This is a genomic window from Bacillus sp. 1021, from assembly GCF_014534735.1.
GTDB lineage: Bacteria > Bacillota > Bacilli > Bacillales > Bacillaceae > Bacillus > Bacillus siamensis.
Map to the genome: position 1 here is coordinate 47,331 of NZ_JACVSR010000003.1, position 26,859 is coordinate 74,189.

Sequence of the window (26,859 nt, forward strand, 5' to 3'; positions counted from 1 at the left end):
CCGCGCTTTTTATTGAAGAAGATACTTAGAAATAATCAGCCTTTGAATCTCATTAGTGCCCTCATAAATTTGCGTGACCTTCGCATCCCGAAATAAACGCTCCGCGGGATACTCTTTCATATAGCCGTAGCCGCCGTGAATCTGCACAGCCTCCACTGCCGCTTTCATCGCCGCATCAGACGCGAATTGCTTTGCCATCGATGCTTCTTTTCCGCACGGAAGCCCGCGCTGATACAGATCAGCGGCATGATAGACCAATAGTTTGGCAGCTTCCGCATTCGTCGCCATGTCAGAAAGTTTAAAAGAAACGGCCTGATTCGAGGCAATGGGCCTGCCGAACTGGCTGCGGGTTTTGGCGTATTCCGCCGAGCAGCCGAGCGCCGCTTCGATAATTCCGAGCGCCTGAGCCGCTATGCCGATCCGTCCGACATCTAAGTTTTTCATGGCGATTGAAAAACCCTCGCCCTCTTCGCCGAGCCGGTTTTCAATTGGAATTTCCGCTTGGTCAAATTGCAATTCGACGGTATTGGAACCTAACAATCCGAGCTTTTTTTCTTTCTTTCCGACAGAAAAGCCGGGTGTGTTTTTTTCAACGATAAAAGCGGAAATCCCCTTTCTCCCTTTTCCCGGGTCCGTTAAGGCAAATGTCAGATACAGATCTGCCGCTCCGCCGTTTGTAATAAAGATTTTTGAACCGTTCAGAATATATGAACCGCCTTTTCGCACAGCCGTTGTTTTCAGGCTTCCCGCATCAGATCCGGATTGAGGCTCAGTAAGCGCAAAAGCCCCGACGTATTCGCCCGCTGCCAGCTTTGGAATATACCTTTGTTTTTGGGCTTCTGTCCCGAAATGCAGAATCGGGTTTGTCCCTACCGATGTGTGGACGGATAAAATGACGCCGACAGCCGCGCTGACTTTTGATATTTCATGAATCGCTAAAATGTAAGATGTTGTATCAGCCCCCGCTCCGCCGTATGCTTCCGGCACGGGGATGCCCATTAACCCCGCTTCTCCCATTTTTTTAATCAGCCGGTCCGGAAATTCATCGGTTGTTTCCATGATTTCAACCATCGGTGCGATTTCCTTGCGTGCAAAATCGCGCACCATTTTTCTCATCATGATGTGCTCTTCTGTAAAATGCACGGCTGCAGGCCTCCCCCATGATTTTTATGTCATCTGTTGTACTCATAAAAACCGCGCCCGCTTTTTTTGCCGAGCCAGCCGGCGCTGACATATTTTCTGAGCAGCGGGCATGGGCGGTATTTCGAATCTCCGAACCCCGCATAGAGAACCTCCATTATGGAAAGGCATGTATCCAATCCGATGAAGTCGGCTAATGTTAAAGGACCCATCGGATGACGCATGCCGAGCTTCATCACTTCATCAATCGCTTCCTTTGAAGCCGCCCCTTCGTAAAGACAATATACGGCCTCGTTAATCATCGGCATTAATATACGGTTAGATATAAAGCCTGGAAAATCATTGACTTCGACAGGCGTTTTTTTCATCTGGACGGCAAGCTTTTTTACTGTTTCCGCCGTTTCTTCCGACGTAGCAAGCCCTCTGATAACCTCGACAAGCTCCATGACAGGAACCGGATTCATAAAATGCATGCCGATTACTTTGTCAGGCCTTTTTGTGACAGCGGCAAGTTCCGTAATGGGAAGAGAAGACGTATTGCTTGCCAATACGGTATGAGGGGGACACATTTTGTCAAGTGTGCCGAGTAATTCAGTCTTTGCTGTTTTGTTCTCGGCAATGGCTTCTATTACAAAATCAGCATCTCCCGCTTCTGTGAGCGCTGCCGGGGAGATGCGGCTGAAAACGGATTCTGTTTCATGCCGTGTCTTGCGTCCTTTCGCCTGATCTTTCTCCAGATTTGTCTTTATGCGGTAAAGGCCTTTTGTCACCGATTCCGGCTCCACATCGTATAACATGACGGAAAACCCAGCTTCTGCAGCCGTCTGCGCGATACCTGCTCCCATCTGACCGGCACCTGCGACCATGATTGTTTTCATCTTCATCTGACGCTCCCCTCGTTATATCAGTACACCTCCAGCAGGACGGCGTCTCCTTGGGCCGCTCCGCTGCATATCGCCGCTATGCCTAAACCTCCTCCGCGCCGCTTTAATTCGTATATCAAACTCATGATGATTCTGGCGCCGCTTGCGCCGATCGGATGGCCGAACGCGATCGCCCCTCCGTTTACATTCACTTTCTCCCGGCTGAATCCGGCAATCTTTTCGCTGACGAGCACGACGGACGCAAATGCTTCGTTTACTTCAAACAAATCAATATCGTCAACGGACAGTCCGGTTTTTTTCAAAAGCCGGCTGATCGCTTCTCCCGGTGCGCTGGCAAGTTCAGACGCTTCCAGTCCGACAGACGCAAAGCCAAGTATCGCAGCGAGCGGTCTGACATGCTGCTTCGCGGCCTTTTCCTCTGACATCAGCACAAATGCTCCGGCGCCGTCATTTACACCGGGAGCGTTTCCCGCTGTAACCGTTCCGCCGGCTGTAAAAATAGGCTTAAGCTTTGCGAGCTGCTCAAGGCTCGTATCAGGGCGCAGCCCCTCATCCTGCGTAACAGTATGCTGTTTTCCCTTTTGGCCGGTCCAGGTAACCGGAACGATTTCTTCTTGCAATTTGCCCGTCTCAGCCGCCTCAGCCGCGCGTTTCTGGCTTGAAAGAGCGTAATTATCCTGTTCATCTCGGGAAATGCCGTACTTTTCGGCCGCAGCGCTTCCGTGGACAGCCATATGCACCTGATCGAACGCACAGGTCAGCCCGTCATGGACCATTAAATCCTGAAAAACCCCGTCTCCCATTCTTATACCCCAGCGGCCGGCCGGAATGGCGTACGGGATGTTACTCATGCTTTCCATTCCGCCTGCAATCAGCACGTCGGCATCATTTGCCCGGATGATTTGATCACAGAGGGTAACGGCTCTGAGCCCCGATGCACAAACCTTATTAATGGTTTCAGCCGGAACGGACCATGGAAGCCCGGCATACCTTGCAGCCTGCCGTGCCGGAATCTGCCCCGCACCCGCTTGGACGACCATTCCCATCACCGCTCCTTCTGCTTCGCTTTCACCGATGCCGGCGCGCTTGATTGCTTCTTTTATGGCAATGCCGCCAAGCTCGGCTGCTTTTACCTCTTTTAATGCACCGCCGAATTTTCCGAACGGTGTTCTTGCCGCACTGACGATAACCGTTTTCCCCACACTTTTGCCTCACTTTCAGTAAAATAAAAGATAACGCTTACATAAAACGCCCTGTTACACTATATGAACCTCCTGATCACGTTATGATCGCCCCTCCGGTTTCTGCCCATAAAAAAAAGACTGTCTGAACAGTCTTCTTAATGGCGGCATTCTTCTTTTATAGAAACAGCCAGCTTTGGATAATCGGTAAAAAATGCGTCTGCTCCCGCTTTCATCAGCTGCTTCATATCTTCCGGACGATTAACGGTGAACGGACGGAGCTTCACTTGGTGTTTTACAAGATGTTTGATCGCTTCAGCGCTGACCGCCGGCGTACCAAGCTTCGGATGATAACCTGAAGCGGGAATTGAAGCGAGATACTGTTCAGGCCGGTACAGCACATCCATCGTCAGCACCGCCCGTTCAATCTCAGGCGCCAAGGCGTGGCAAAGCGCGAGGCTCTCATGATTAAATGAAGAAAAAATAACGCGCTTTTCCAATCCGTAATACCTGACTTTTTTGATCACTTCTTTTTCCATTCCCTCGTAGCGGAATACACTGTTTTTCAGCTCAATATTGATCAGAAAATCGGCGCGCTCCGCAAAACGCAGCACGTCTGACAAAAGCGGAATTCTGACTCCTTTAAAAGAATCTTTCCATTTTCCGGCGGCATCGGCGGTTCTGATTTTGTCATACGCTGTATCTTTCACAAATCCTTGTAAAGACGTCGTTCGGTCAAGGGTTTCATCGTGAATGACCACGATACGGCCGTCTTTTGTCATCTGTACGTCAAGTTCGATTCCGTCCGCCCCGTCCTCAATCGCTTTTGTGAACGCGGGCATCGTATTTTCGGGATAGTCGCCCGACGCCCCCCGGTGGGCAAAAATAGTCGTCATATGTGTCACCTCAGGTGTTTGTCATCGGTTTTCTCTATTATAATCGTTATGCACGTAAGGTGGGCGCTATTTACACATATTTTACGATTATTGGCCGCTGTAATAGGTTTCGATTCCATTTACAATGGCGTCGGCGGCGTGTTCTTGCCCGTTAGCGTTTTTCAGCTTGTCCGCATCTTGAGGATTTGTGATAAAGCCTAATTCAGCCAGCACACTAGGCATTTTTGAATATGTAATGACATAAAAAGGGGCTTCTTTTACACCTCTGTCCCTCATCTCTAGAGACGAGACAAGCTGCTGTTGGATATCAGAAGCAAGCCTTTCGCTGTCTGCTCCTTCATATGTTGAATTAAAATACGTTTCTGTACCCGATGCCGTCGATACGGCTGAGTTCGTATGAAGGCTGACGAATAAATCGGATTGGCTGGCGCTTGCTTTCGCCACCCGCTCGTCCAAACTTAAAAAAGTATCATCAGTCCTTGACGCAACAGGTGTTGCACCTTCTGCTTCCAATTTGGCGGCTACCTTGTTTGACACCGCTAAATTGATGTTTTTCTCCAGCAGTCCATTTCCCCCGGCCCCGCTGTCTTCTCCGCCATGACCGGCATCAATATAGATGGTCTTCCCTTGCAAAAGTTCGGCTGCATAAGCGGACGGCGCAAGCAGAAGAAGGGCGGCACCGAATGCAGCAGCGCTTTTTGTCAGTAGGCCCACGTTTTTTCCTCCCCGTTTTTCACATATCTGTTTCTTTTTTCAGTTCTTCAAGCCGTAATTGTCCATTGCTCTCTTTTTTATAGGTGATTTGCACCGCCATATGTTCAGGCAGAAACTGACATTCAAGCCGCTTTTATAAATGTTCCTTCCTGTGTAAATGACGGCGCCGAATCCGCCTCCGCGGTATACTCGCAGCCTGACAGCAGCCATGCAGTGAAGATCAGAAGGATGACAGACTTCACACAGATCACCTCACGTTTTCTCATTCGGCTTTATCTTTGTACAGAATGGCGGATTTGTAAAGGGCGCCTTCGTCCCTCCAGCGTTTTTCCATATTTGGAATAAAGGCTTTCTGACCCGCTGATTACCTGAACTTAGAAAGAAAGCGAGCTGATCCGTCCATGAAAAAGGTTCTGTCTTATGGCCGGATATGCAAAATTTAACGGAAACGGACGACTTTCTATTCATTTTGAAAAAATGACAGATCGGCAAAAAAAGAGAGCCCGTCATGCGCTCTCCCGAACAGAATGATTCATATTTATTTTGAGCTTTTCATAAAATGAACGGGACAACTTAAAAGAGCAGCGTATTGACGGCAATGATGAGAATAATCACACCGCTCAGCACCGTGCTGAACTGTCCGACATGGAAAGTACCGATGCGCAGTGACGCAGCTTTTTTCCCAAGCAGGCAGCCGATCCATATGGTCAGAAAGCTTCCGATCGCCGCAGTGATGGAAATGGCAGCGGGAGAAAGCCCGATCAGGCCCGCGCTTAATCCGTTGGTCAGCGCATTTGCGGATACGGCCACCCCGAGAACCATGGATTCCAATATACCGATTTCTCCCGAACCGTCAGCATCCGCTGTCTCCGGATTTTGCAGCAGACCGGCGAAACGGCCTTTTTTTCCAGACGTGTCAGCAGGCGTTGTATTTTCTTTTTTTCTCGGCACAGCCAGCAGGATGATGCGGATGCCGATCACAGATAAAATAAAAGCCGCCAGCAAAACGGGAAAAAAGCCCGGTAAAACGGCTGAAATCCATTTACCGAAATAAATTCCGATATAACTGAATAAAAAACAGATAAAAGCAATCATTGTATTTGATGCGTGCGATATTTTGATCTTTCTGATGCCGTATGACATCCCCACTCCTAAATTATCAATGCTCGAGGACACTGCCAAACCTAAAATCAATAACCAAGCCATGTTATGTTCTCCCCATTCTTTGATGTCTTTTCAACATGTTGTGCTGTTCCAATCTACACTATCCTATTCATCAGCACAGAAAAGGTACCTTTTCCTGCAAAAATTATTGACTGATTATCATCATTCCGGCGGAAACGAGGTGACACCCTTGGCAGAAAATGAACATAAGACATTGGGCCCCCTTTTAAAATCACTGCTTGATAAGCACTCTCTCTCCATGAGAAAACTCGGCGCATTAGCCAACATTGATACGGCCACCATCTCCCGGATTATAAACGGCAAGCAGAAGGCCAATTTAAAGCATCTTCAGGAATTTTCAAAGCACCTCCGCACCCCGCTGGAGGAATTGCTTGAAGCGTCAGGAATAGACATCGGCCATGAAAAAGAGACTGCGCCGCAAGATCCGATGCACGCGATTCAGGATATGCTGAACATGGGGGAGATGTTTGATCAGCCTTTTTCCCGTGAACAAATTGAACGCGAACTGACCAGATATGAACAATATGCCAAAACCCAGCAGGGCCATCGCCTGATTTGTGATGAGTTTCAAAAGAAAATGAATAATGAAGAAAGTGTCGGCCCTTTTATTGATCACTTGAAAAACATGCATCATCAATATATGGATGAATCAACACCGGCTGAAGACCGCCCGATTCTAGGGAGTGCGCTCCTGTATTATATTTTAGCGACAGACGTGATTCCGGATTACATGTTTCCGATCGGCTATCTGGATGACGCCATCGCCGTTCAAATCGCTTTGCATCGGCTGAAAAAAAAGTAAAGGCGCCTAAAAAGCGCCCTTTTTTGTTGAAAAATATGAAACACCGCATTACGGTTTTGTCAAAACAGAGACAGCTGTCATATGATACATTAACCTAACAAAAAGGAGGGTGTCTTCTATGGACAGCAACACAGTTGTGGCAGTGTGCGCTCTGTTAAGTGTTGTGATTCAGATCGGAACGATATTCGCCGCAGGAAAGTGGAAAAAAGAATAAAAAACAAATTTGACGGTTTTTTCACACAAGCGTATGCTTATAAATAACCTTGTAAAAGATAAGAAAGAAGATATGCATATGAAAAAAATCATTCTCCTATTCGCCGCCGCTGTCATATTCAGCTCGATCGGCCATCAAATTTCAGGCGGGTATAAAGACCCTGAAAAGGAACGGAGAAAACCGTTCCAGTCGTTTAAATGGTTCGGCCGGTCATAACCTCAGGAAGAAGAACAAGCAAAATAATTGCACACAATTAAAACATAAGCTAGAATACGGACGAGTTAAACTTTTAAGGAAGAAGGCGAAATAATGAAGCAAACATATAAACCGCTGTTTGAACCTTTTACGTTCGAAAGCGGCGTTACCAGACCAAACCGTATTTCCGTTGCACCGATGACACACTATTCCTCAAACGATGACGGAACGATTTCTGAACGTGAATTGAGCTACATTACTCCCCGTTCAAAAGAAATGGGCATGGTCATTACGGCATGTGCAAACGTAACACCTGACGGCAAAGCGTTTCCCGGCCAGCCCGGCATCTATGATGATTCTCACATTCCCGGCTTGAAAAAACTCGCTCAAGCGATCCAGTCTCAAGGAGCGAAAGCCGTTGTGCAGATTCACCATGGCGGATTGGAATGCCCTCCTGAACTCGTACCGAATAACGACGTCGTCAGCCCAAGCGGTTCAGAAGAAGACGGCAGACAAACTTCCCGGGCTCTCACTGAACAAGAGATTGAGCACATTGTAAAAGCATTCGGCGAAGCGACACGCAGAGCGATTGAAGCCGGCTTTGACGGTGTAGAAATTCACGGGGCAAACGGATACTTGATTCAACAATTTTATTCTCCGAAAACAAACCGGCGCACAGACCGCTGGGGCGGGAGCGATGAAAAGCGCCTTGCGTTCCCGCTTGCAGTCGTTGACGCTGTCAAACAGGCAATTGATGCACACGCTGAACATCCATTTGTTCTCGGCTACCGTCTGTCACCTGAAGAGCCGGAAACGCCGGGGCTTACAATGAAAGAAACATTCATGCTCGCTGATGCACTTGCGGAAGAAAACTTGGATTATCTGCATATTTCACTGATGGATGTCAATTCCAAAGCCCGCCGCGGCGCAGATACTTCACGGACACGGATGGATTTATTAAACGAACGCGTCGGCCACAAAGTGCCGCTGATGGCGGTCGGTTCCATCTATACCGCGGACGAAGCGCTCGCCGTATTAGAAAGCGGGATTCCGCTGGTGGCTCTGGGACGTGTCATTTTAATTAACCCTGAATGGGCGGTGCTGGTCAAAGAAGGCCGCGAACAGGAAATCGAAAAAGCCATTAAAGCATCTGAAATTGAGAAATACCGACTTCCTGAACCGTTATGGGAAATGATCCAGAATACAGGCGGCTGGGTGCCGTTTGAAAAGTAATCAAAAAACTGCCGGACGTCCGGCAGTTTTTTTGTTTCATAACTTTTTACCGCTTTGTTTACTCCTATTTCTGATTTGCAGCGTACATATAGTAAATAGATTAATAGAAAGGAGACCGTATATGATGGCTGGTTTTCCTATTACGATTAACAGTCTTTCCGGAAACGGAGTTGTCAATGTCGGCGGGGCGTTTTCGATAAGCCCTTTAACCGTATCAAAAACCGTCTACGGCTCAGGAGGAGGAAATATAGGTATTGTTCTGCAATTAAACCAATTCAGCACGTCTCAATCTCTAAACTCGCAATTCTCTGATCAAAATGTAACGAAAACACTATGATATCTGTATTTCCCTCCCTTTCCGGCTCACAGCAGCCGGTTTTTTTTGCCGTTTTGTTTAATCTTATTTCATATTACAGCGTACATATAGATAGTAGACTGTGAGAGAAAGGAGAAAAAATAGAATGAGCGGTTGCCCGATTACGATAAACAACGTATCAGGAAACGGCGTTGTCAATGTTGGCGGCGCCATATCCATCAGTCCGCTGACTGCATCAAAAACCGTTTTCGGTTCCGGAGGGGGAAATATCGGCATTGTCATTCAAAACAATGCTGTAAGCCAGTCCAAAATGTTTGAACACCAATTTTCAGATCAGAATATTGTGAAGTCAATTTAAGGGCTGCCATGCAGCCCTTACTGCATAAATAAAGCAGGCGCACTGATTTCCCGAAAACTTGATTTTAAACATCAGCGGTCACCTTCTCATGTTTTGAATGATTTCAGTTCAGTGTGAATAAAATGCAGATTGAAAGCATGAAAACACGTCAGTACTGAATCTCATTAAGGAAAGAAGGAATCGCGATGAAAAAACTTTGCCGGGAAGTTTGGATTGAAGTTGACCTTGATGCGATAAAAAAGAATGTACGGGCGATCCGCCGCCATATTCCGAAGAAGTCAAAGATTATGGCCGTCGTAAAAGCAAATGCTTATGGCCACGGCTCTGTGGAAGTAGCGCGGCAGGCACTGGAAAGCGGCGCGAGCGAGCTCGCGGTTGCCAGCGTTGAAGAGGGAATTGTGTTACGGAGAGCGGGAATTACGGCACCTATCCTTGTGCTCGGCTTTACAGCTCTCAGCTGTGTAAAAAAATCTGCCTTGTGGAATATAACATTATCAGCGTTTCAAGTCAGCTGGGTCAAAAAAGCAAATCAGATATTGGAAAAAGAAGCTGATTCGAAACGGCTGTCCATTCATATCAATGTGGATACCGGAATGGGCCGGCTGGGTGTACGCACAGAAGAAGACCTTTTAGCAGTTGTAAAAGCGCTCAAGTCGAGTACATACCTGTCATGGGACGGGATCTTTACCCATTTTTCAACAGCGGATGAACCTGATACTGAATTGACAATGCTGCAGCATGAAAAGTTCATCAGCTTTCTCCGCTTTTTAAAAAATCAAGACATCCCGCTGCCTACTGTCCATATGTGCAACACAGCCGCCGCTATCGCTTTTCCCGAATTCAGCGCCGATATGATCCGTTTAGGCATCGGTTTATATGGACTATACCCGTCCGCTTATATAAAGGAGCTGAACCTCGTAGATCTCACGCCCGCACTCAGCTTAAAGGCGCGTATCGCTTATGTGAAAGCTATGGTGACAGAGCCCCGGACCGTCAGTTATGGCGCCACATATATCGCCGAACCGGGTGAAATCATCGCGACAATTCCGATCGGCTATGCTGACGGCTACTCGCGCGCCCTTTCCAACCGCGGGTTTATTCTTCACCGCGGCAGAAGAGTGCCGGTGGCGGGGAGAGTGACGATGGATATGATTATGGTCAGTTTGGGTGATAGTGAGGGCAAACAAGGAGAAGAAGTCGTCATTTACGGCAAACAAAAAGGAGCCGAGATTTCCGTTGATGAAATTGCCGAAATGCTCGGTACGATTAACTACGAAGTCGTATCTGCGTTAAGCCGCCGCGTCCCCCGCTTTTATATCAGAGACGGCGAAATCATCAAAGTATCAGCTCCCGTGTTATATGTGTAGATGCCGTAAATCCCGCTTTTATGCAGCATTAAGATTCCTCGGGCCGGAGGGATCTTCGTCAGAAAAACTCAAAACGCCTTCTCTTCCGCATTCATGCACGGAAAAGAAGGCGTAAAACGTCATCTTGCAATAAAGCTTGCGTTACGAAGCTTTATGCTCCAATCTCAGCTTGTCAGCAACCATCGCGATGAATTCTGAGTTGGTTGGTTTTGCTTTTGTCATGCTTACGGTATACCCGAACAGCGAAGAAATGGAATCAATATTTCCCCTGCTCCAAGCGACTTCAATCGCGTGGCGGATGGCCCGTTCTACACGGCTTGCGGTCGTGTTGAATTTTTTGGCGATGTCGGGATAAAGGACTTTTGTGATGCTGCCGAGGAGTTCAATATCGTTGTACACCATGGAAATGGCTTCCCGCAAATAAAGATAGCCTTTAATATGGGCAGGCACACCGATCTCATGGATAATGCTTGTAATGCTGGCATCGAGATTTTTCCGTTTCGGCTCCGGCTGGCTGCGAATGATGCTGCTTTGTGCAGACGGCGCACGGTGTGTGACGCTGCTGACATTTCCGCTTACCTGGCGGATATGGCCGACAAGGTTTTCCATATCAAACGGCTTCAGGATGAAATAGGACGCTCCTAAATCGACGGCTTTTTTCGTAACGTCTTCCTGACCGAATGCCGTCAGCATGATAACGTTCGGCTGTTTCTCAAGCTCTGATTCACGGAGCCGCTCCAAAACCGCCAGTCCGTCCAGATGCGGCATAATAATATCTAAAACGAGCACATCGGGATTTTTATCTTTAAACAAAGAAAGACATTCCTGCCCGTTATAAGCAACGCCGATTACTTCCATATCATCCTGTCCCTCTATATATTCACTCAACAGGCTTACAAGCTCTCGATTATCATCAGCAACACAAACTTTAATTTTCTCCACGTTTCTTCCTCCCCCAATGTATTAACAGGACACAACCTATTTGACTGCTACATGTTACATTCGACAAAACCACTACTTCCCCTTTTAAAAAATCCATATTTACCAATAATAGTGGAATATCTTTGTTTTTCTAGCATTTTCTAGGTTTTTCGACTAAAAATTAAGTTTGACAAATCAGGAAACGTGAATTTGTCGAAAAATCTTCATGTCTTATTTTACATGAATCCTGGAAAGAAGTGAAGAACGCGCACATAAAAAAACTGCCGGATGATCCGGCAGTCAGCTTGCTTTGTCTTTTCCATAAACATCAACACCCGCTTCAGAAAGCATCCATTCGATATGAACGCCGTAGCCGCTTGTCGGATCATTGACAAACACGTGGGTTACGGCCCCGACGACCTTCCCGTTTTGGATGATCGGGCTTCCGCTCATTCCCTGAACGATTCCGCCGGTTTTTTTCAGCAGTTTCGGATCGGTCACTTTTAACACCATTCCTTTAGTTGCCGGGAATTTTTGCGGAGTAGTGCTGACGATTTCAATATCAAATTTCTCTACTTTATCGTTTTCAATAACCGTCAGCATTTGCGCCGGTCCTTTTTTCACTTCATTTGACAAAGCAATCGGAAGCGCTTTGTCTGAGATGTTGTTTTTAATCGGCTGATGCAGTTTCCCGAAAATGCCGAACGGACTGTTGCGGTTAATATCGCCGATCGTTTTCCGTTCTGACGAAAACCTTGCCAGTTTTTCGCCGGGATTGCCGCCTTTTCCTTTTTCAATTGATGTTACAGTTGAACGGACGATTTCGCCGTCTTCCACAACAATCGGTTTTTTCGTATCCATATCAGAAATGACGTGGCCCAATGCGCCGTATTTTTTTGTTTTCGGTTCAAAAAATGTCATCGTGCCGATGCCGGCTGCCGAATCACGGATATAAAGTCCGATTCGATATTTTCCCTCAGCTTCGTCCTTTGTCGGAATCAGCTTTGTCTTGATTTTTTGCTTATCGCGTTTCACCAATAAATCCAAAGATTCCCCGGTCTTACCCGCTTTTTGAATAAACGGGGCGATGTCGCTCATTTTTTCAATTTTATGTCCGTTCATTTTAATAATGATGTCGCCAGATTCAATTCCCGCTTGTTCTCCCGGAGACTTTTTCCCATCCTTTGTCATCACCTGGTGAAAGCCGACGACCAAAACACCGACTGAATGCAGTTTTACACCGATGGACTGTCCGCCCGGAATGACCTTCAATTCAGGAAGGACACGCACTTTCGTTTTTTTAATGGGAAACCCGGCAAGATCATATACTACTTCTGACCGGCCTTGTTTTTGCCCTGTTATGCTTGCATGACCGTGCTCTTCTTTCAGCGTAAAGGCTTCTGATAATTCGCCCTTTTCAGCGCTTATTGATGCATTGACCGGAACGGCTTGTGTCTGGTTTTCAAAGACGCTCATTTCTGACGGTATCAGTAAATATTCTTTAAATGGCTTAAAAAAGCCTACACTTAGTAAAGAAACAAGGAGAATTACACCTATTGCTTTCCTCATGTTATCGTGCATTCATTCCTTCACTCTCCTCGCTCCTATCCCACACCACTTTCTTTTTCTGCTACCTCTATACTTTTGCCTTCCTGCGCTTGATTTATAACCGGCATACGAAGAAAAACATTGGATACACTGTTAGAGAAATGGAACAAAAAAATAAGCTGCCTGTATCAGCAGCTTATCCTGTCGTTTTTACCTGTCCGGCCTGTTTTAAAAGCTCTTGCGCATGCCGTTTTGTCAGGTCGGTCACTTCAACACCCGCAATCATACGGCCGATTTCCGCTACCTTATCCTGCTTTGAAAGCGGCGTGACATGCGTTGTCGTCCGTCCGTCTTTGAATTCTTTTGCGATCAAAAGGTGCGTATCCGCCATAGCGGCAACCTGCGGCAGGTGTGTAATGCAGAGCACCTGTGAACCGGTCGATACTTTATGGATTTTTTCCGCGATGGCTTGGGCAACCCGCCCGCTTACGCCAGTGTCCACTTCATCAAAGATGATGGAGGTGACATCCTGCTGGGAAGAAAAAATACTCTTCAGCGCCAGCATCACCCTTGAAAGTTCGCCGCCGGATGCGACCTTTGACAGCGGTTTTAACGGCTCACCTGTGTTCGTTGAAATTAAAAATTTCACAAGGTCAATTCCCTTTTGGGTAAGCTGCACGGGCTGGCCGTTGACAACCGGCGCTTCACTGGCAGACGGATCGGTTTTCACGAGGAATTCCGTATCAAACGTTGATTTGCCCATATACAGGCTCTTTAATTCCTGATGAATTGCTTCCGCCAGTTTTTTCGCCCAGGCTTTTCTGATTTTTGATAAATTGGCGGCTTCTACGGCCACATCTTTGCCGACGGACTCCAGTTCCTTCTTCAGCGCTTCAAGGTGGCTGTCGCGGTTTTCGATTTGATCAATTTCCTCTTCTATTTTGGAGCCGTATTCCAGAATGTCTTCGACCGTCGCTCCGTATTTACGCTTCAGCTGTTTAATCTCGTTTAAACGGGTTTCAATAAAATTCAGCCGTTCCGGGTCATACTCCAGATCATCTAGCAGATTGCGCATTTGAAAGGTTGCATCCTCCAGCAGATAATAGGAACTTGACACACTTTCTGACAGCTTTTGCAGCGGTTCATTGATATCCGAAATGTCTTCAAGCTGGGCAGAGGCCATTCCTACCCAGTCAAGCCCCCCCTGTTCGCTGCGAAGCGCATTATAGGCGTTTTGCAATGATTCATAAATTTTTTCAAAGTTGGATATCTGCTTCCGCTCTTCTTGAAGAAGTTCGTCTTCATTCAATTCAAGCTTCGCTGATTCGATTTCTTCAAGCTGAAATTGGATCAGATCTAACCGATGCGCCATTTCCTGTTCGCTTTCCGACAGCTTCTTCACTTTTTTGAGCAGCTTCATATAACGGTCGTAGCCTTCTTGGTATGCCTGAAGCGCTGATTCGGCCTCAGCGCCCGCAAATTTATCCAAAAGCTCTAAATGTTTGTCATCTTCCATTAAAAGCTGGTTGTCATGCTGCCCGTGAATATCTAATAAAAGTCTGCCGATCTCCCTCAAAGCCGCAATCGTTACTAATTTTCCGTTGACACGGCAGACGCTTTTTCCCCCGGCATTAATGTCTCTTCTCATGACAATCATGTCGTCAGATGCGTCTATTCCCTGCTCTCGGCACACCTCAAAAACGGGATGGCCGCTGTCCAAAAGAAACAGTCCTTCAAGCTCGGCCTTTGTTTCACCGTAACGGACAAATTCAGACGACCCGCGGCCGCCGACTAACAGGGAAACGGCGTCTATAATAATTGACTTGCCGGCCCCTGTTTCTCCCGTCAGGACGGTGAGCCCCCGTTCAAACGAAATCGTCAGTTCCTCTATAATGGCAAAGTTTTTTATTGATAGTTCAGCTAACAAACAGCATTCCACCTTTTATCTGATAATTACGCTACAGCAGCTCCAAAAGACGGCTTTGAACGCCCTCCGTATCTTCAGGCGTCCTGCAGATGATTAAAATTGTGTCATCTCCGCAGATCGTGCCCATGATTTCTTCCCATTCGAGATTATCCATCAAAGCGCCGATTGCCTGCGCATTCCCCGGCATCGTTTTTAATACGATCATGTGGCTTGCTGAGTCAATTTTTACGAACGCATCCATTAATGAACGCTTCAGTTTTGACAGCGGGTTGAACCGCTGATCCGCCGGCAGGCTGTATTTGTAGGAACCGTTATTGGTCGGCACCTTTACGAGATGCAGTTCTTTAATGTCCCTGGAAACAGTCGCCTGGGTTACCTTATACCCTTCTTCTCTCAGCATGTCAACTAAGTCATCCTGCGTTTCAATCTCATGGCTTGTAATAAGCTCTCTGATTTTTATATGCCTTTGGCCTTTTGTCATGTAAGCACCTCTGTTTTCAAGCTGTTCTTGTCATTATGTTAACCGCTTCTTGATAAAAAGTACATGATGGCAGAAAAAAGGAATAATAGCCCCCTATTATTCCGGTACATCTGTCTTTTTGGCTTTTAATGTTTCATGTGCTTCGCGGACGGTACGGAGAATATCTTCTTCCGGCAGTTCAGCGCCGTTTCCGTCTTCTCCCTCCCACTTCAAATGAAGCAGAAACTCGATATTGCCGTCTCCCCCTGTAATCGGTGAGAAGGACAGTCCTTTCACTGTATATCCTTCAGAAGCGGCAAACTGATTCATACGGCGGAGAACGTCAGCATGAACGCCGGGATCTCTGACAATGCCTTTTTTTCCGACTGATTCACGTCCGGCTTCAAATTGCGGCTTCACCAGTGCGATACAATCGCTTCCCGGCACAAGCAGCGTTTTTAAAACCGGCAGAATAAGACGGAGTGAGATGAAAGAAACATCGATCGTCGCGAATTCCGGCAGACCCTCTGTGAAATCGGAAGGCTCGGAATAGCGGAAATTCGTCCGTTCCATGACGACGACCCTCTCGTCCTGTCTCAGCTTCCAAGCGAGCTGATTATAGCCGACATCTACTGCATAGGACCGTTCGGCGCCGTTTTGGAGGGCGCAATCTGTAAATCCTCCAGTAGACGAGCCGATATCAATCATTGTTTTGCCTTTTACTGAGACGGGAAACACCTCAAGAGCTTTCTCAAGCTTTAATCCGCCTCTGCTGACGTATTTAAGAGGGTTTCCTTTTACCGTTAACGGAAGATCCCGGGCGATTTTTTCACCCGGTTTGTCCAATCGGTTTTCATTTGAGTATACGATGCCCGCCATAATGGCGCGTTTCGCTTTTTCCCGCGTTTCCGCAAGGCCTTTTTCTACAAGAAGTACATCTAATCGTTCTTTTTTTGCTGTCATGATCCAATTCCTTTATGTGTCTTCGGCGGCATCAGCAGTTTAATCCGGTTCATAACCTCAGCCTTTGTGAGACCGATTTCTTCAAGCAGGGCGGTTACGCTTCCGTGCTCAATGAACCGGTCAGGAATGCCCATTCTGTCAATCGGCGTATGATACATGCCGAGGTCATGAGCGAATTCAAGAATCGTGCTTCCGAATCCGCCTTCAAGCACGGCTTCTTCAATCGTTAAAATCGGCAGACCTTCATTAAGAATCGCCTTCATCATTTGTTTATCAATCGGTTTTATGAAACGCGCATTGACGACACGCACGGACAGGCCTTCTTTTTGCAGTTCTTCAGCCGCTTCGAGCGCCATTTCAATGGTCGTTCCGAACGTTAAAATCACCGCGTCTTTTCCGGGACGGAGCACTTCCCATGTTCCGATCGGAATGGTTTTCAGCTCTTTATCCATCTTTACACCGAGCCCGTTTCCGCGCGGGAAGCGCATCGCGATCGGACCTTCCTCATAAGCAAGAGCTGTATTGACCATATGGCGGCCTTCATTTTCATCCTTCGGCATCATTAAAACGAGGTTCGGTATATGACGCAAAAAGGCAATGTCAAAGACGCCTTGATGGGTCTCCCCGTCAGCGCCGACCAAACCCGCGCGGTCAATACCGATAAATACATTCGCGTTTTGACGGCAGATGTCATGGACGACCTGATCATACGCCCGCTGCAGAAAGGTCGAATAGATCGCGAGAAACGGCTTCATGCCTTGAAGCGCCATTCCCGCGGCCATCGTCGCCGCATGCTGTTCTGCGATTCCGACATCAAACATGCGCTCTGGAAATTCTTTCGCAAACCCTTCCAGCTTAGAACCGACCGGCATGGCCGGTGTAATCGCGACAATTCTGTCATCCTCGCGCGCCAGCTCCTGCACGGTCCCGCTGACGAGTCCGCTCCATGAAGGCGCCGCGGCTTTCGGCTTGACGAAATCACCCGTATTGATTTTGTACGGACCCGTTCCGTGCCATGTCCCGATTGTGTCGGTCTCTGCCGGTTTATAGCCTTTGCCCTTTTTTGTGATGACATGTAAAAGGACAGGACCTTTTGTTTTTTTGGCGTATTGCAGGTTTTCAAACAGCTCGTGGTAGGAATGACCGTCTACCGGGCCTAAATACGTAAAACCCAGCTCTTCAAAAAACATGCCTGACACAAGCATATATTTTAAGCTGTCTTTTATCCGCTCAGCCGTGGCGGCCAATTTTCCGCCGACGGCCGGGATGCGCTTAAATAAATATTCAAGCTCGTCTTTTACCCATTGATACTTGCCGGCCGTGCGAAGCCGGCCGAGCATAGAATGAATCGCCCCGACATTCGGCGCAATGCTCATCTCATTATCATTCAGGATGACGATCATATCTTTTTTCTCATCACCGATATGGTTCAGTGCTTCAAGCGCCATTCCTCCGGTTAAAGCGCCATCCCCGATAATCGGGATGATATATTCTTTCGTCCCTTTAATATCGCGGGCGGCAGCCATTCCCATCGCGCCTGAGAGCGATGTTGAGCTGTGGCCTGTTTCCCATACGTCATGTTCGCTTTCGCTGCGTTTCGGGAAACCGCAAAGCCCTTTATATTGGCGCAAGGTTTCAAACTCCTTGCCGCGTCCGGTTAACAGTTTATGAACATAGGACTGATGTCCGACATCCCATAAAAATTTATCTTTCGGACTGTCAAATTCTTTGTGAAGCGCAATCGTCAGCTCGACAACCCCAAGGTTCGGCCCGATATGGCCGCCTGAGGCAGACAGCGATGTGATGAGAAAATTGCGGATTTCCTCACCCAGCTCTTCCAGCTGTTCAATTGACATCTTTTTAAGAAATGACGGGTCCTGTATTGATAAAAGATCCAAAGCGGATCAACTCACTTTCAGCATGAATTTCTGCAAATTAAACAGTGTCTTTTTGAAAAAAGAAAAAGACTCTCTTTTTATTTTCATCGAAACTGCTTACATTTTACCATAGGAGCGGCAGCCCCTTCAAATCAGGATCGTTTTAATGATCTCTCGCCGCTATTAAATCGCAGAGGTCATGCAGCAGTTCTTTCTGAAGAGATAGGCCGCTGATGATCCGTTTCGCCTCGCTGATATGATACGAAAGCTTCTCTTTCGCACCTTCAAGCGTTAAAAGCGACGGATACGTTGACTTTTCATTCGTCGTGTCTGAACCGACCGGTTTGCCGATCTTCTCCTCATGCCCTTCAATATCAAGGATGTCGTCTCTGATTTGAAATCCGATGCCGATATGGCTGCTGAACAGACGCAGCTTTTCGATTTCATCCTCCGGCGCATCTGCCAAAATGGCGCCTGCCGTCACGGAAAAGCCGAGGAGCTTGGCCGTTTTCCGCTCATGGATGGATTCCAGCTCCTCAAGCGTTACCTGCTTTTGTTCCGCTTCCATGTCGGCAGCCTGCCCGCCGACCATTCCTTCCGTTCCTGCCGCTTTGATCAGCTCCTCGACGAGGCGGAGCCGTTTTTCCGCTGAAACCGCGTCAGACACGTGAGATGTGATTAATTTAAAGCTTTCTGTCAGAAGCCCGTCTCCGGCCAATACGGCTGCCGCTTCTCCGAAGACTTTATGGTTTGTCGGCTTTCCCCGGCGCAAATCATCATCGTCCATGCAAGGCAGATCATCATGAATTAAGGAATACGTATGAATCATTTCAACAGCGCATCCGACCGGAATCCCGTCTTTTTCATCTTTTCCGTAAGCATTCAAAACGGCTAAGACAACGAGGGGGCGCAGCCTCTTTCCGCCCGCTTCCAAAGAATACAGCATAGATTTTTTGAGGGTTTCCGGCATGGCGAGCCGTTCTGTATACAAGGATAGATTCCGCTCAATCAGTTGTTTGCGCGATGCTAAAAATGCGTCCAGTTTATTTGTCACCTTCGTCTTCCTCCTGAACGCTGAAAGGTGCAAGTTCTCCGTTATCTTTTAAAATAAAGTCCATTTGTTTTTCGACATGCTGAAGCTTTTCATGGCACATTTTTGAAAGGGCCATTCCTTCCTGAAAATAATTAATCGCCTGCTCCAGCGGCACGTCTCCTTCTTCAAGCTTTGCGACAATGCCTTCAAGGCCTTTCATCGCCTCTTCAAATGTCAGCTCTTCACTTTTTTTGGTTTCTGTCATTATCGTTCGCCTCTCTTTTGCAATACTTCACATGTCAAAACGCCGTCTGTCATCTTTACTTCAAGCGTATCATGTTGTTCCACTTGATCAACGCTTTTGATCAGCTCTTTGTCTTTATAGGCCAGACTGTATCCTCTCTCCATAACTTGAAGGGGACTTAATGCATTCAGTTTACCAAGAACCGTCTGAAACTGCGAATGAAGCTGCTTCAGCTGGACATTCATGCTCCGCGTCAGCTGATTTGAGCGCTCTTCGTACCGTTTTTTCGCCTGTTTCAGCTGGGTTTCAGGGTGAAGCGCCGTTAATCTGTACGTATTCCGCTCCAGCTGCCTTTCTTTCCGCTCCGTAAGCCCTGTGAGCTGTGCTTGGAATTGCTGATACAAAAGATCAAACTGCTGTTCTTTTTGGGTATACAATCGTTTCGGAAAACGGAATGCGTAAGATGACTGGAGCGATTGAACCCGTTCTTTTTTCTTGCCGATATGCTGCTGCATCGCTCTTGTCAGGCGGACTTCCGCCGTTTTTGTCCGTTCCATTAAGTCCGTCGTGTGAGGAACGGCGATTTCTGCCGCTCCTGTAGGCGTTGCAGCCCGGATATCCGCGACGAAATCACTGATTGTAAAGTCTGTTTCATGCCCGACGGCCGATATAACCGGAATGGCGGAAGCAAAAATCGCCCGGGCGACGATTTCTTCGTTAAACGCCCACAATTCTTCGATCGAGCCCCCTCCCCTTCCGACGATCAGAACGTCACACATCTTTTGCGAATTGGCTTCTTCAATGCGCTTCACAATCGATCTGCTGGCGTTTTCACCCTGAACGAGCGCGGGAAGCACAATGACTTTCACCAGGGGATATCTTCTTTTGAGTGTGGTAATGACGTCTCTGACGGCCGCTCCCGTCGGTGAGGTGACAACCCCGATCGTGGCTGGAAAAGCGGGGATGGCCTGCTTATGCCGGTCATCAAACAACCCTTCGCCGGCAAGTTTTTTCTTTAATTCTTCATAGGCTAAGTAAAGCGCCCCAACACCGTCCGGCTGCATTTCTTTCGCGTACAGCTGATAGCTTCCGCTCGGTTCATAGACGGAGATGCCGCCTCTTACGATGACCTTCATTCCGTCCTCAGGCTTAAACGCAAGCCTTGAACTTTGCCTTTGAAACATGACGGCCTGCATGCGGGCATGCTCATCTTTTAAAGTAAAATAGATGTGGCCTCTTGTATGGATTTTAACGTTGGACAGCTCACCTTTAATCCAAATGTCTTCAAGATGAGGGTCTACATCGAATTTTCGTTTAATATATTTGGTCAGTGCGGAAACCGTGACATATGCCGCTTCACTCACATCCTGCACTCCTTTCATAAAGGCTTTTTGCCCTGAACTAAGAAAAAAACCCGCTCTGGCTGAAAGGAGCCTTAAGAAGCGGGTATCGTGCTCATTGTCACACTTTTTGTGACTGCCTCCGGTTATCTATGATAACGTACGTCTGGCAGATTTAACAGTATTATGCGCAAGCATCGTGATGGTCATCGGACCTACTCCGCCCGGGACCGGCGTAATGAAAGATGCTTTTTCTTTCGCTTCATCAAACTGAACATCTCCGCAGAGTTTTCCGCTTTCGAGGCGGTTGACACCGACATCAATGACAATGGCGCCCTCTTTGATTTGATCAGCTGTGATGAAGTTCGCTTTACCGACCGCAACCACAAGAATATCTGCTTTTTTCGTATGCTCAGACATATTTTTTGTACGGGAATGGCAATATGTGACGGTCGCATTTTCGTTCAGCAGCAGCTGGCCGACCGGTTTACCGACAATATTGCTTCGTCCGACTACAACAACTTCTTTGCCGGAAAGATCTACGTTCGTCTTTTTCAATAACTCGACAATTCCGTGCGGTGTGCAAGGAAGAAATGTATCTTCTCCAAGCAGCATTTTCCCGACGTTGAGAGGGTGGAAACCATCAACATCCTTATCAGGGGAGATCCGCTCGATGACGGCTTTTTCAGAAATATGATCCGGGAGCGGCAGCTGGACGAGAATGCCGTGAAATTCCGGATTTTGATTGTACTCGTCAATCACTGTTAAAAGCTCCGCTTCGGTTAAGCTTGAGTCAAAGCGGTCAAGCTTAAACTTCATTCCCATTGTTTCAGCGGCTTTTTTCTTGCCTGTCACATATGAAACAGAGGCGGGATCGTCACCGATTAAAATGACCGCCAAGCCCGGCACTACGCCTTGTGCTTTCAGCTCTTCTACTTCTTTTGCCAATTGTTCGCGTTTTTCTTTAGCCGTTTCTTTTCCGTCGATGATTGTTGCAGTCATTTTCTTTCCTCCTATGATTCAATATCAGTTTTGATGTTAGAAAGAACCCCGTTTACGAATTTTGCAGCTTTATCGTCGCCGAACCGTTTTGCCAGCTCGATGGCTTCGTTTAATGACACGTTAGCAGGAATGTCGTCAGTATAAACCATTTCATACACCGCCAGACGGAGGATCGCGCGGTCTACATTTGCAATCCGGTCAAGCTTCCAATTGACGAGATGGCCGGAAATCATTTCATCAAGCTGCACCTGATGTTCAAGCACTCCGTACACCAGCTGTTCAAAGAAGTCATCTGTTTTTCCGCCATCAAGCGCGTGCTCGATGGCCTCGTTCGGTGCAATATCGCTGACATCAATCTGAAAAAGTGCCTGCAAAGCTTTTTCTCTAGCTGTTCTTCTTTTCATTTTCTTTCTCCTTCAGATCCTCTTTATCCGCTTGTCGTTAAGCCTAAAGAGATCATAACATATTTTTTTCCCAATCGCATGTCGAAATTTAGGTTTTTTCACCCTAATACCGAATGTTTTTACAAACCCTTCGAATTTCATTCGGATTTCACAGCATGAAGAAACTCGGCTGCCGTTTGTAAGCCGGCTTTCTTCATGCCTGAAAAGAAGGGAAACGTATAAAAAACCAAAGGGCTGCCCATCCCCTTGGTTTTTATACGCTCATTACATTTCTTCGTCGATTTCGACTTCTTGGGCTTTCGTGTCAAATTGAATGCCGACGATATGAATATTGATTTCATTGATGGTCAGAGACGTCATATTTAATAAGGTTTGGCGGATATTCTCCTGAACGCTTGCCGCCACTTTCGGGATCGAAATCCCGAATTGAACGACGCAATAGACGTCAATGGTAATCCCGTCATCGGCTAAATCGACCTTTACGCCTTTGCCGTGATTGATTTTGCCGAAGCGTTCTACGACGCCCGTGGCGAAATTGCCGCGCATTTCAGCTATTCCTTCAACCTCGGAAGCGGCGATGCCGGCAATGACTTCAATGACTTCAGGAGCAATTTCAACTTTGCCTAAATGACCCTCATCATGATCCATTTTAAGCACACTGTTGTCTTCCATTCAATTCACCTCCCGCAAAAATTATGAGCCCATTACATCATATGTTTCTAAAAACTTTGTATTAAACTCTCCGCTGACAAATGTTTCATGTTCAAGCAGTTTCAGATGGAACGGAATCGTTGTTTCAATACCTTCAATCACAAATTCGCTCAGCGCGCGTTTCATCCGTGCGACCGCCTCATCACGCGTTGTTCCGTATGTGATGACTTTGGCAATCATGCTGTCATAGTACGGCGGGATCGAATAGCCCGGATATGCGGCTGAATCCACGCGCACGCCGAGTCCGCCCGGCGGCAGGTACATGTTAATCTTACCAGGTGAAGGCATGAAGTTTTTCGCAGGATTTTCAGCGTTGATGCGGCATTCAATCGCCCAGCCGTTAAATTCAACGTCTTCCTGTCTGAGCGAGAGCTCCTGTCCGGATGCCACTTTGATCTGTTCTTTGATCAGATCCGTTCCCGTCACCATTTCTGTGACAGGGTGCTCTACTTGAATACGCGTGTTCATCTCCATGAAGTAATAGCGCTGTTCTCTGTAGTCATAAATGAACTCTACTGTACCGGCTCCCGTGTAACCGACGGCCTTCGCTGCTTTTACCGCTGCTTCACCCATCTGCTCTCTGATTTCAGAATCAAGCGCAGGTGACGGCGACTCTTCAAGAAGTTTTTGCAGACGTCTTTGGATAGAACAGTCACGCTCTCCAAGATGGATCGTGTTTCCGTAATTATCGGCAAGCACCTGAATTTCAACATGGCGGAAATCTTCTATGTACTTCTCGATGTACACACCCGGATTTCCGAATGCCGTAGCGGCCTCCTGCTGGGTGATTTCGATGCCTTTAATCATCTCTTCTTCTGTGCGTGCGACCCGGATGCCTTTTCCGCCTCCGCCCGCAGTGGCTTTTATAATCACAGGATACCCAATTTCACCCGCAAGCGAAACCGCTTCTTCGGTATTTTTTATGATTCCTTTTGAACCGGGCACAATCGGCACGCCCGCCTGCTGCATCGTGTCACGTGCGATATCTTTTGTCCCCATCTTCGAAATGGCGTCAGCCGAAGGGCCGACAAACGTCACGTTTAATTCCTCGCACAGCTCGGCAAAATCGGCGTTTTCAGCTAAGAATCCGTATCCCGGATGAATCGCATCCGTACCGGTCAGCTTTGCGACGCTGACGATGTTCGTTACATTTAAATAGCTGTCTTTTGATGTTTTCGGCCCGATACAAAAAGCCTCATCGGCCATTTGAACATGCAGGGCCTCTTTATCTGCCTCAGAATAAACGGCTACAGTTTCAATGCCAAGCTCTTTGCAGGCCCGGATGATTCTGACGGCAATTTCTCCTCGGTTGGCGATCAATAGCTTTTTAATCATAATAGCAGGTCTCCTTACTCAGCTTTTACAAGAAATAGAGGTTGTCCGTATTCGACCAGCTGGCCGTTTTCAACTAACACTTCAACGATTTCTCCTTTTACTTCCGCTTCAATCTCGTTAAAGAGTTTCATTGCTTCTACGATACAAACCACTGTATTTTCGTTCACTTTTGAACCTTGGTTTACGTAAGGGCCGGCTTCCGGCGATGAAGAAGCATAAAACGTTCCGACCATCGGAGACGTAATTTTGTGCAGGTTTTCATCTTGTTTCGGCGCTTCCTGAACAGGATCGGCTTCGCGCGCTTCCGGTTTTGCAGCCTGCGGAGCAGGTGCGTAAGCGGCGGGAACAGCTGGAGCTTGTCCCGTTATATTCACTGCCGGCGCTTCATTTTTTTTCAGCTTCAGACTTACGCCTTCCATCTCGTAAACAAATTCGTCAATGGAAGATTCATCGATTCTTTTTATCAGTTCATGAATTTCGTTGATTTTTAACATCAGTTCCACTCCTATGTATAAAAAATAGAAATTTATGGGTTGCTACTAAAAGTACATACTATGTTTATCTTACAGGAGCGGTTGTGTAAATTCAACACTGATCTAAAATGACAGCAAAAAAGCCCGCAGCGGGTGCGGGCGGTTCAGGCATCTTATTTTGTCGGTTCAAACGTTACGGCGACGTCTTTCATATTCTTGATTTCTTTTTCCACCAGGTCAATGATGGCGGAAGCTTTTGCGTTTGAATGTTTGTCAGACATGACCGTAATGTTGATTTTGTCACCTTCAGCATCCACGAGCGCATCTTTGTAGCCTTGCGTTTTAATGAGCGTTTCCAGCTGTTTTTCTGTCCCTTCCGCATTGCTCAGCGCCGTCATTTTATCGTAGGCTTCGCTTTTTTCTTTTGCTGTCGCATCATCACTTGAGACGATGCTGTTTAACTGTTCTCTTTCTTTGCTTCTCGCGTCTTCAAGTTCCATACGGTATGCGGTAAATAAATTTTCATCAGCTGTTTCTGTGGCGACCGATCCGTCTTTTTCCGATGCTTCGGCTGACGTTTCTTTATCCTCTTTTGTGCCTTTAGAATCTTTCGTTCCTTTTGTTCCGTCTTCTTTTTCTGTGCCGCTTTCGCTCTTTTCTTCCGTTTTAGGAGCCGGCGTTTTTTCTGTGGCGATTTCCCCGCTGCTTTTTTCGGTTTTCATCTGCACGGCATTTTTGCTTTCCGGCGACATAATATAATAAACACTTAATACCACGACGAGACTGAGCATTGTTAAAAGCCAAACCGTTTGTTTTTTCAGCATGATTTATGAATCCTCCTTGATTTTTTTAGGGGCAACCGCTACACGGTAGCTCGGAACATCAAGCACCCTAGTGACGGCATCAATGATGGTTTTTTTTATTTGAACGTTGTCCACTCCTTGAGCGACAACGAGTACACCGCGGATATCGGGTTTTTTCGTCTGGACGACGACCGGGGTTTCCTGATCCCCGTTTCGAATCATGACAATTTGTTCTTCAGAGGTTTGATCGGTTACGCTTCTTTTGCCGCCTTCTTTATCGGTTTCTTCAGTGGTGGTGTCTTTTTTCGTTTTATTTTTCTCAAACACTTTTAAAGATGTGGCGTCTACGTTTACGACTATTGATACATCCTCCACGCCGATAATTGTTTCAAGGATCTCTTTCAGCTGGTTTTCATAGTCTCTCTCGTAATCATCAATCGTGTTTTTGGCGCTGCTGTCTTTTGATGCTTTAAAAACGGGTGCGCTTTTTTGCCCGCTCTTATCGTCCGTACGGCCGGACATCACGGTCTGCGCCGTTTCGCCCTTCCCGGTTTTTTCCGGTGAAGAGAACATCTGGCTGACCAGCATAAAAGATACGCCGAGCACAAACACGAACAGAAAGTAATGATATTTTGTCAGTTTTGGTTTTTCTCCGTCTTTCGCCTGTCCGATCATCAGCTGTTTTTTGAGTATGGTCCATAGTCCGTTTTTATTCATGGCCGTTTTTCTCCCCGCCTTCCATATAAACCGTAATTTTCTCACTGCCGATTTCCCATATATCCGCAAGTTTTTCTTTGATGTTTGCAGCCTCCTTTTTGCCGGATGCGCCTTCGGGTTCGTATTTGCGGTCTGTGCGGATGTCGATCGGTGCGACGGTTTGCACGGTTTTTTCAGAAGATGGGGCCATATACACGCTGATCGTTTTTACATCTTCTTCTGAACGAACCTGTTCTTCCGCTGTAAGGCGGATGTTGTCTATTTTGTATTCGTCATGACTGAACATCTCCTCCGCTTTCTTTTTTAGTTGGACAGCCATTTCTTCTAAAACATATGCGCGGTTTGATGCTTGTATTTCTTTTTTTTCTGATTTGATTTGATTTTTTATGTCCGCGGATTGAGATTGCTCTTGTTTTGTCAAATAATCGAAGATGATCTCCGGGTCTGTTTTGAAAAGTTTGAATATCGGGTTGAGCATGACAATGATTAACAGCAGGCTGACAACCATCTTTGCGTATTTTTGCATACTGGAGCTGGGCAGCAGCATGTCGATGACGATGGCAAATAAGATAAACAAAATAATGCTTGTCAGCCATTCTGTTAAAAAGCTCATATC

The 26,859-nt window shown here is 47.0% G+C and carries 29 protein-coding genes and 1 pseudogene; 6 read left to right on the plus strand and 24 right to left on the minus strand.

The genetic code is table 11. The features are described from left to right. Nucleotides 1–9: 9 nt before the first annotated feature. The 7 genes and pseudogenes from ICW23_RS11810 to ytaF form a co-directional block, all read right to left on the minus strand. On the minus strand, nt 10–1,143 hold the full coding sequence (locus ICW23_RS11810) for an acyl-CoA dehydrogenase (RefSeq protein WP_016939022.1): 1,134 nt from the start codon (nt 1,141–1,143) through the stop codon (nt 10–12). A 29-nt stretch (nt 1,144–1,172) separates the two neighbouring features. Beyond that, on the minus strand, nt 1,173–2,024 hold the full coding sequence (locus tag ICW23_RS11815; RefSeq protein ID WP_188154548.1) for a 3-hydroxybutyryl-CoA dehydrogenase: 852 nt from the start codon (nt 2,022–2,024) through the stop codon (nt 1,173–1,175). Nucleotides 2,025–2,044: 20 nt separating this feature from the next. Continuing rightward, on the minus strand, nt 2,045–3,226 hold the full coding sequence (locus ICW23_RS11820; protein ID WP_188154549.1) for an acetyl-CoA C-acetyltransferase: 1,182 nt from the start codon (nt 3,224–3,226) through the stop codon (nt 2,045–2,047). A 137-nt stretch (nt 3,227–3,363) separates the two neighbouring features. Then, on the minus strand, nt 3,364–4,101 hold the full coding sequence (locus ICW23_RS11825) for a glycerophosphodiester phosphodiesterase (RefSeq protein ID WP_064779010.1): 738 nt from the start codon (nt 4,099–4,101) through the stop codon (nt 3,364–3,366). Between the two features lie 87 nt (nt 4,102–4,188). Beyond that, entirely contained in the window at nt 4,189–4,815 is a 627-nt protein-coding gene (locus tag ICW23_RS11830) for an N-acetylmuramoyl-L-alanine amidase family protein (RefSeq protein ID WP_188154550.1), read from the minus strand. A gap of 19 nt (nt 4,816–4,834) precedes the next feature. After that, a pseudogene (locus ICW23_RS11835) lies at nt 4,835–5,081 on the minus strand (hypothetical protein). A 307-nt stretch (nt 5,082–5,388) separates the two neighbouring features. Then, nucleotides 5,389–6,021, minus strand: a complete 633-nt coding sequence (gene ytaF, locus ICW23_RS11840; protein WP_188154551.1) for a sporulation membrane protein YtaF — start codon at nt 6,019–6,021, stop codon at nt 5,389–5,391. 148 nt (nt 6,022–6,169) lie between these two features. On the opposite strand from ytaF, the gene ICW23_RS11845 reads away from it, so the two are divergent. From ICW23_RS11845 to alr, 6 genes are all read left to right on the plus strand, one after another. After that, nucleotides 6,170–6,802: a helix-turn-helix domain-containing protein gene (locus tag ICW23_RS11845; protein ID WP_188154552.1), complete on the plus strand. Its 633-nt coding sequence runs from the start codon at nt 6,170–6,172 to the stop codon at nt 6,800–6,802. Between the two features lie 292 nt (nt 6,803–7,094). Continuing rightward, entirely contained in the window at nt 7,095–7,232 is a 138-nt protein-coding gene (locus ICW23_RS11850; RefSeq protein WP_162829239.1) for a hypothetical protein, read from the plus strand. 93 nt (nt 7,233–7,325) lie between these two features. Continuing rightward, nucleotides 7,326–8,444 (plus strand): NADH-dependent flavin oxidoreductase, encoded by a 1,119-nt coding sequence (locus ICW23_RS11855; RefSeq protein WP_188154553.1) that lies wholly within the window; start codon nt 7,326–7,328, stop codon nt 8,442–8,444. A gap of 124 nt (nt 8,445–8,568) precedes the next feature. Beyond that, nucleotides 8,569–8,781: a spore germination protein gene (locus ICW23_RS11860; protein WP_032864884.1), complete on the plus strand. Its 213-nt coding sequence runs from the start codon at nt 8,569–8,571 to the stop codon at nt 8,779–8,781. 124 nt (nt 8,782–8,905) lie between these two features. Beyond that, nucleotides 8,906–9,118: a spore germination protein gene (locus tag ICW23_RS11865; protein WP_016939010.1), complete on the plus strand. Its 213-nt coding sequence runs from the start codon at nt 8,906–8,908 to the stop codon at nt 9,116–9,118. Nucleotides 9,119–9,303: 185 nt separating this feature from the next. Next, entirely contained in the window at nt 9,304–10,485 is a 1,182-nt protein-coding gene (gene alr / locus ICW23_RS11870; RefSeq protein WP_047475647.1) for an alanine racemase, read from the plus strand. Nucleotides 10,486–10,626: 141 nt separating this feature from the next. Here alr and spo0A read toward each other — a convergent pair whose 3' ends face one another. The 17 genes from spo0A to spoIIIAF all read right to left on the minus strand — a co-directional run bounded on the left by spo0A (nt 10,627) and on the right by spoIIIAF (nt 26,856). Continuing rightward, nucleotides 10,627–11,427 carry a sporulation transcription factor Spo0A gene (gene spo0A, locus ICW23_RS11875; protein WP_003153177.1) on the minus strand — a complete coding sequence of 267 codons (801 nt, stop codon included), beginning with the start codon at nt 11,425–11,427 and terminating at the stop codon, nt 10,627–10,629. A gap of 279 nt (nt 11,428–11,706) precedes the next feature. Continuing rightward, entirely contained in the window at nt 11,707–12,987 is a 1,281-nt protein-coding gene (gene spoIVB / locus ICW23_RS11880; RefSeq protein WP_016939008.1) for a SpoIVB peptidase, read from the minus strand. A gap of 163 nt (nt 12,988–13,150) precedes the next feature. Further along, nucleotides 13,151–14,881: a DNA repair protein RecN gene (gene recN / locus ICW23_RS11885; protein ID WP_045926698.1), complete on the minus strand. Its 1,731-nt coding sequence runs from the start codon at nt 14,879–14,881 to the stop codon at nt 13,151–13,153. Nucleotides 14,882–14,912: 31 nt separating this feature from the next. Further along, nucleotides 14,913–15,362 (minus strand): transcriptional regulator AhrC/ArgR, encoded by a 450-nt coding sequence (gene ahrC / locus ICW23_RS11890; RefSeq protein ID WP_003153173.1) that lies wholly within the window; start codon nt 15,360–15,362, stop codon nt 14,913–14,915. Nucleotides 15,363–15,458: 96 nt separating this feature from the next. Beyond that, nucleotides 15,459–16,304 carry a TlyA family RNA methyltransferase gene (locus tag ICW23_RS11895; RefSeq protein WP_016939006.1) on the minus strand — a complete coding sequence of 282 codons (846 nt, stop codon included), beginning with the start codon at nt 16,302–16,304 and terminating at the stop codon, nt 15,459–15,461. After that, nucleotides 16,301–18,202: a 1-deoxy-D-xylulose-5-phosphate synthase gene (gene dxs, locus ICW23_RS11900; protein WP_016939005.1), complete on the minus strand. Its 1,902-nt coding sequence runs from the start codon at nt 18,200–18,202 to the stop codon at nt 16,301–16,303. The genes ICW23_RS11895 and dxs overlap by 4 nt, the downstream gene beginning before the upstream one ends. Before the next feature lie 142 nt (nt 18,203–18,344). Further along, nucleotides 18,345–19,235 carry a polyprenyl synthetase family protein gene (locus ICW23_RS11905; protein WP_045926700.1) on the minus strand — a complete coding sequence of 297 codons (891 nt, stop codon included), beginning with the start codon at nt 19,233–19,235 and terminating at the stop codon, nt 18,345–18,347. Continuing rightward, nucleotides 19,225–19,479 (minus strand): exodeoxyribonuclease VII small subunit, encoded by a 255-nt coding sequence (locus ICW23_RS11910; RefSeq protein WP_007408352.1) that lies wholly within the window; start codon nt 19,477–19,479, stop codon nt 19,225–19,227. Before ICW23_RS11910 ends, ICW23_RS11905 begins: the two co-directional genes overlap by 11 nt. Then, nucleotides 19,479–20,822 carry an exodeoxyribonuclease VII large subunit gene (xseA, locus tag ICW23_RS11915; RefSeq protein WP_049627001.1) on the minus strand — a complete coding sequence of 448 codons (1,344 nt, stop codon included), beginning with the start codon at nt 20,820–20,822 and terminating at the stop codon, nt 19,479–19,481. Before xseA ends, ICW23_RS11910 begins: the two co-directional genes overlap by 1 nt. Nucleotides 20,823–20,948: 126 nt before the next feature. After that, nucleotides 20,949–21,800: a bifunctional methylenetetrahydrofolate dehydrogenase/methenyltetrahydrofolate cyclohydrolase FolD gene (gene folD / locus ICW23_RS11920; RefSeq protein WP_016939002.1), complete on the minus strand. Its 852-nt coding sequence runs from the start codon at nt 21,798–21,800 to the stop codon at nt 20,949–20,951. 11 nt (nt 21,801–21,811) lie between these two features. Then, the gene (gene nusB, locus ICW23_RS11925; protein WP_016939001.1) at nt 21,812–22,204 is read right to left on the minus strand and encodes a transcription antitermination factor NusB; all 393 of its coding nucleotides are present in this window, start codon (nt 22,202–22,204) and stop codon (nt 21,812–21,814) included. Nucleotides 22,205–22,468: 264 nt separating this feature from the next. Continuing rightward, nucleotides 22,469–22,876 (minus strand): Asp23/Gls24 family envelope stress response protein, encoded by a 408-nt coding sequence (locus tag ICW23_RS11930; protein ID WP_016938999.1) that lies wholly within the window; start codon nt 22,874–22,876, stop codon nt 22,469–22,471. Nucleotides 22,877–22,897: 21 nt separating this feature from the next. Further along, a complete protein-coding gene (gene accC / locus ICW23_RS11935; protein WP_016938998.1) occupies nt 22,898–24,250 on the minus strand; it encodes an acetyl-CoA carboxylase biotin carboxylase subunit in 1,353 nt (450 codons plus the stop codon). A 14-nt stretch (nt 24,251–24,264) separates the two neighbouring features. Further along, complete coding sequence (accB, locus tag ICW23_RS11940) at nt 24,265–24,744, minus strand: acetyl-CoA carboxylase biotin carboxyl carrier protein (RefSeq protein WP_016938997.1); 480 nt, start codon at nt 24,742–24,744, stop codon at nt 24,265–24,267. A 152-nt stretch (nt 24,745–24,896) separates the two neighbouring features. Beyond that, nucleotides 24,897–25,547 (minus strand): SpoIIIAH-like family protein, encoded by a 651-nt coding sequence (locus ICW23_RS11945; RefSeq protein ID WP_099744643.1) that lies wholly within the window; start codon nt 25,545–25,547, stop codon nt 24,897–24,899. A gap of 3 nt (nt 25,548–25,550) precedes the next feature. Beyond that, nucleotides 25,551–26,243 carry a stage III sporulation protein AG gene (gene spoIIIAG, locus ICW23_RS11950; RefSeq protein ID WP_045926703.1) on the minus strand — a complete coding sequence of 231 codons (693 nt, stop codon included), beginning with the start codon at nt 26,241–26,243 and terminating at the stop codon, nt 25,551–25,553. Then, nucleotides 26,236–26,856, minus strand: a complete 621-nt coding sequence (gene spoIIIAF, locus ICW23_RS11955) for a stage III sporulation protein AF (protein ID WP_099744644.1) — start codon at nt 26,854–26,856, stop codon at nt 26,236–26,238. Before spoIIIAF ends, spoIIIAG begins: the two co-directional genes overlap by 8 nt. Between the last annotated feature and the right edge of the window lie 3 nt (nt 26,857–26,859).

Bases quoted from the DNA above. Each gene is read 5' to 3' on its own strand.
- ICW23_RS11910 (WP_007408352.1), bottom strand. From the start codon at position 19,479: ATGACAGAAACCAAAAAAAGTGAAGAGCTGACATTTGAAGAGGCGATG.
- ICW23_RS11895 (WP_016939006.1), bottom strand. From the start codon at position 16,304: ATGACAGCAAAAAAAGAACGATTAGATGTACTTCTTGTAGAAAAAGGC.
- ICW23_RS11865 (WP_016939010.1), top strand. From the start codon at position 8,906: ATGAGCGGTTGCCCGATTACGATAAACAACGTATCAGGAAACGGCGTT.
- alr (WP_047475647.1), top strand. From the start codon at position 9,304: ATGAAAAAACTTTGCCGGGAAGTTTGGATTGAAGTTGACCTTGATGCG.
- ICW23_RS11850 (WP_162829239.1), top strand. From the start codon at position 7,095: ATGAAAAAAATCATTCTCCTATTCGCCGCCGCTGTCATATTCAGCTCG.
- accB (WP_016938997.1), bottom strand. From the start codon at position 24,744: ATGTTAAAAATCAACGAAATTCATGAACTGATAAAAAGAATCGATGAA.
- ICW23_RS11815 (WP_188154548.1), bottom strand. From the start codon at position 2,024: ATGAAGATGAAAACAATCATGGTCGCAGGTGCCGGTCAGATGGGAGCA.
- folD (WP_016939002.1), bottom strand. From the start codon at position 21,800: ATGACTGCAACAATCATCGACGGAAAAGAAACGGCTAAAGAAAAACGC.
- ICW23_RS11825 (WP_064779010.1), bottom strand. From the start codon at position 4,101: ATGACGACTATTTTTGCCCACCGGGGGGCGTCGGGCGACTATCCCGAA.
- ICW23_RS11930 (WP_016938999.1), bottom strand. From the start codon at position 22,876: ATGGAAGACAACAGTGTGCTTAAAATGGATCATGATGAGGGTCATTTA.
- accC (WP_016938998.1), bottom strand. From the start codon at position 24,250: ATGATTAAAAAGCTATTGATCGCCAACCGAGGAGAAATTGCCGTCAGA.
- nusB (WP_016939001.1), bottom strand. From the start codon at position 22,204: ATGAAAAGAAGAACAGCTAGAGAAAAAGCTTTGCAGGCACTTTTTCAG.
- spoIIIAF (WP_099744644.1), bottom strand. From the start codon at position 26,856: ATGAGCTTTTTAACAGAATGGCTGACAAGCATTATTTTGTTTATCTTA.
- ytaF (WP_188154551.1), bottom strand. From the start codon at position 6,021: ATGGCTTGGTTATTGATTTTAGGTTTGGCAGTGTCCTCGAGCATTGAT.
- spoIIIAG (WP_045926703.1), bottom strand. From the start codon at position 26,243: ATGAATAAAAACGGACTATGGACCATACTCAAAAAACAGCTGATGATC.
- ahrC (WP_003153173.1), bottom strand. From the start codon at position 15,362: ATGACAAAAGGCCAAAGGCATATAAAAATCAGAGAGCTTATTACAAGC.
- ICW23_RS11855 (WP_188154553.1), top strand. From the start codon at position 7,326: ATGAAGCAAACATATAAACCGCTGTTTGAACCTTTTACGTTCGAAAGC.
- ICW23_RS11860 (WP_032864884.1), top strand. From the start codon at position 8,569: ATGGCTGGTTTTCCTATTACGATTAACAGTCTTTCCGGAAACGGAGTT.
- ICW23_RS11945 (WP_099744643.1), bottom strand. From the start codon at position 25,547: ATGCTGAAAAAACAAACGGTTTGGCTTTTAACAATGCTCAGTCTCGTC.
- spoIVB (WP_016939008.1), bottom strand. From the start codon at position 12,987: ATGCACGATAACATGAGGAAAGCAATAGGTGTAATTCTCCTTGTTTCT.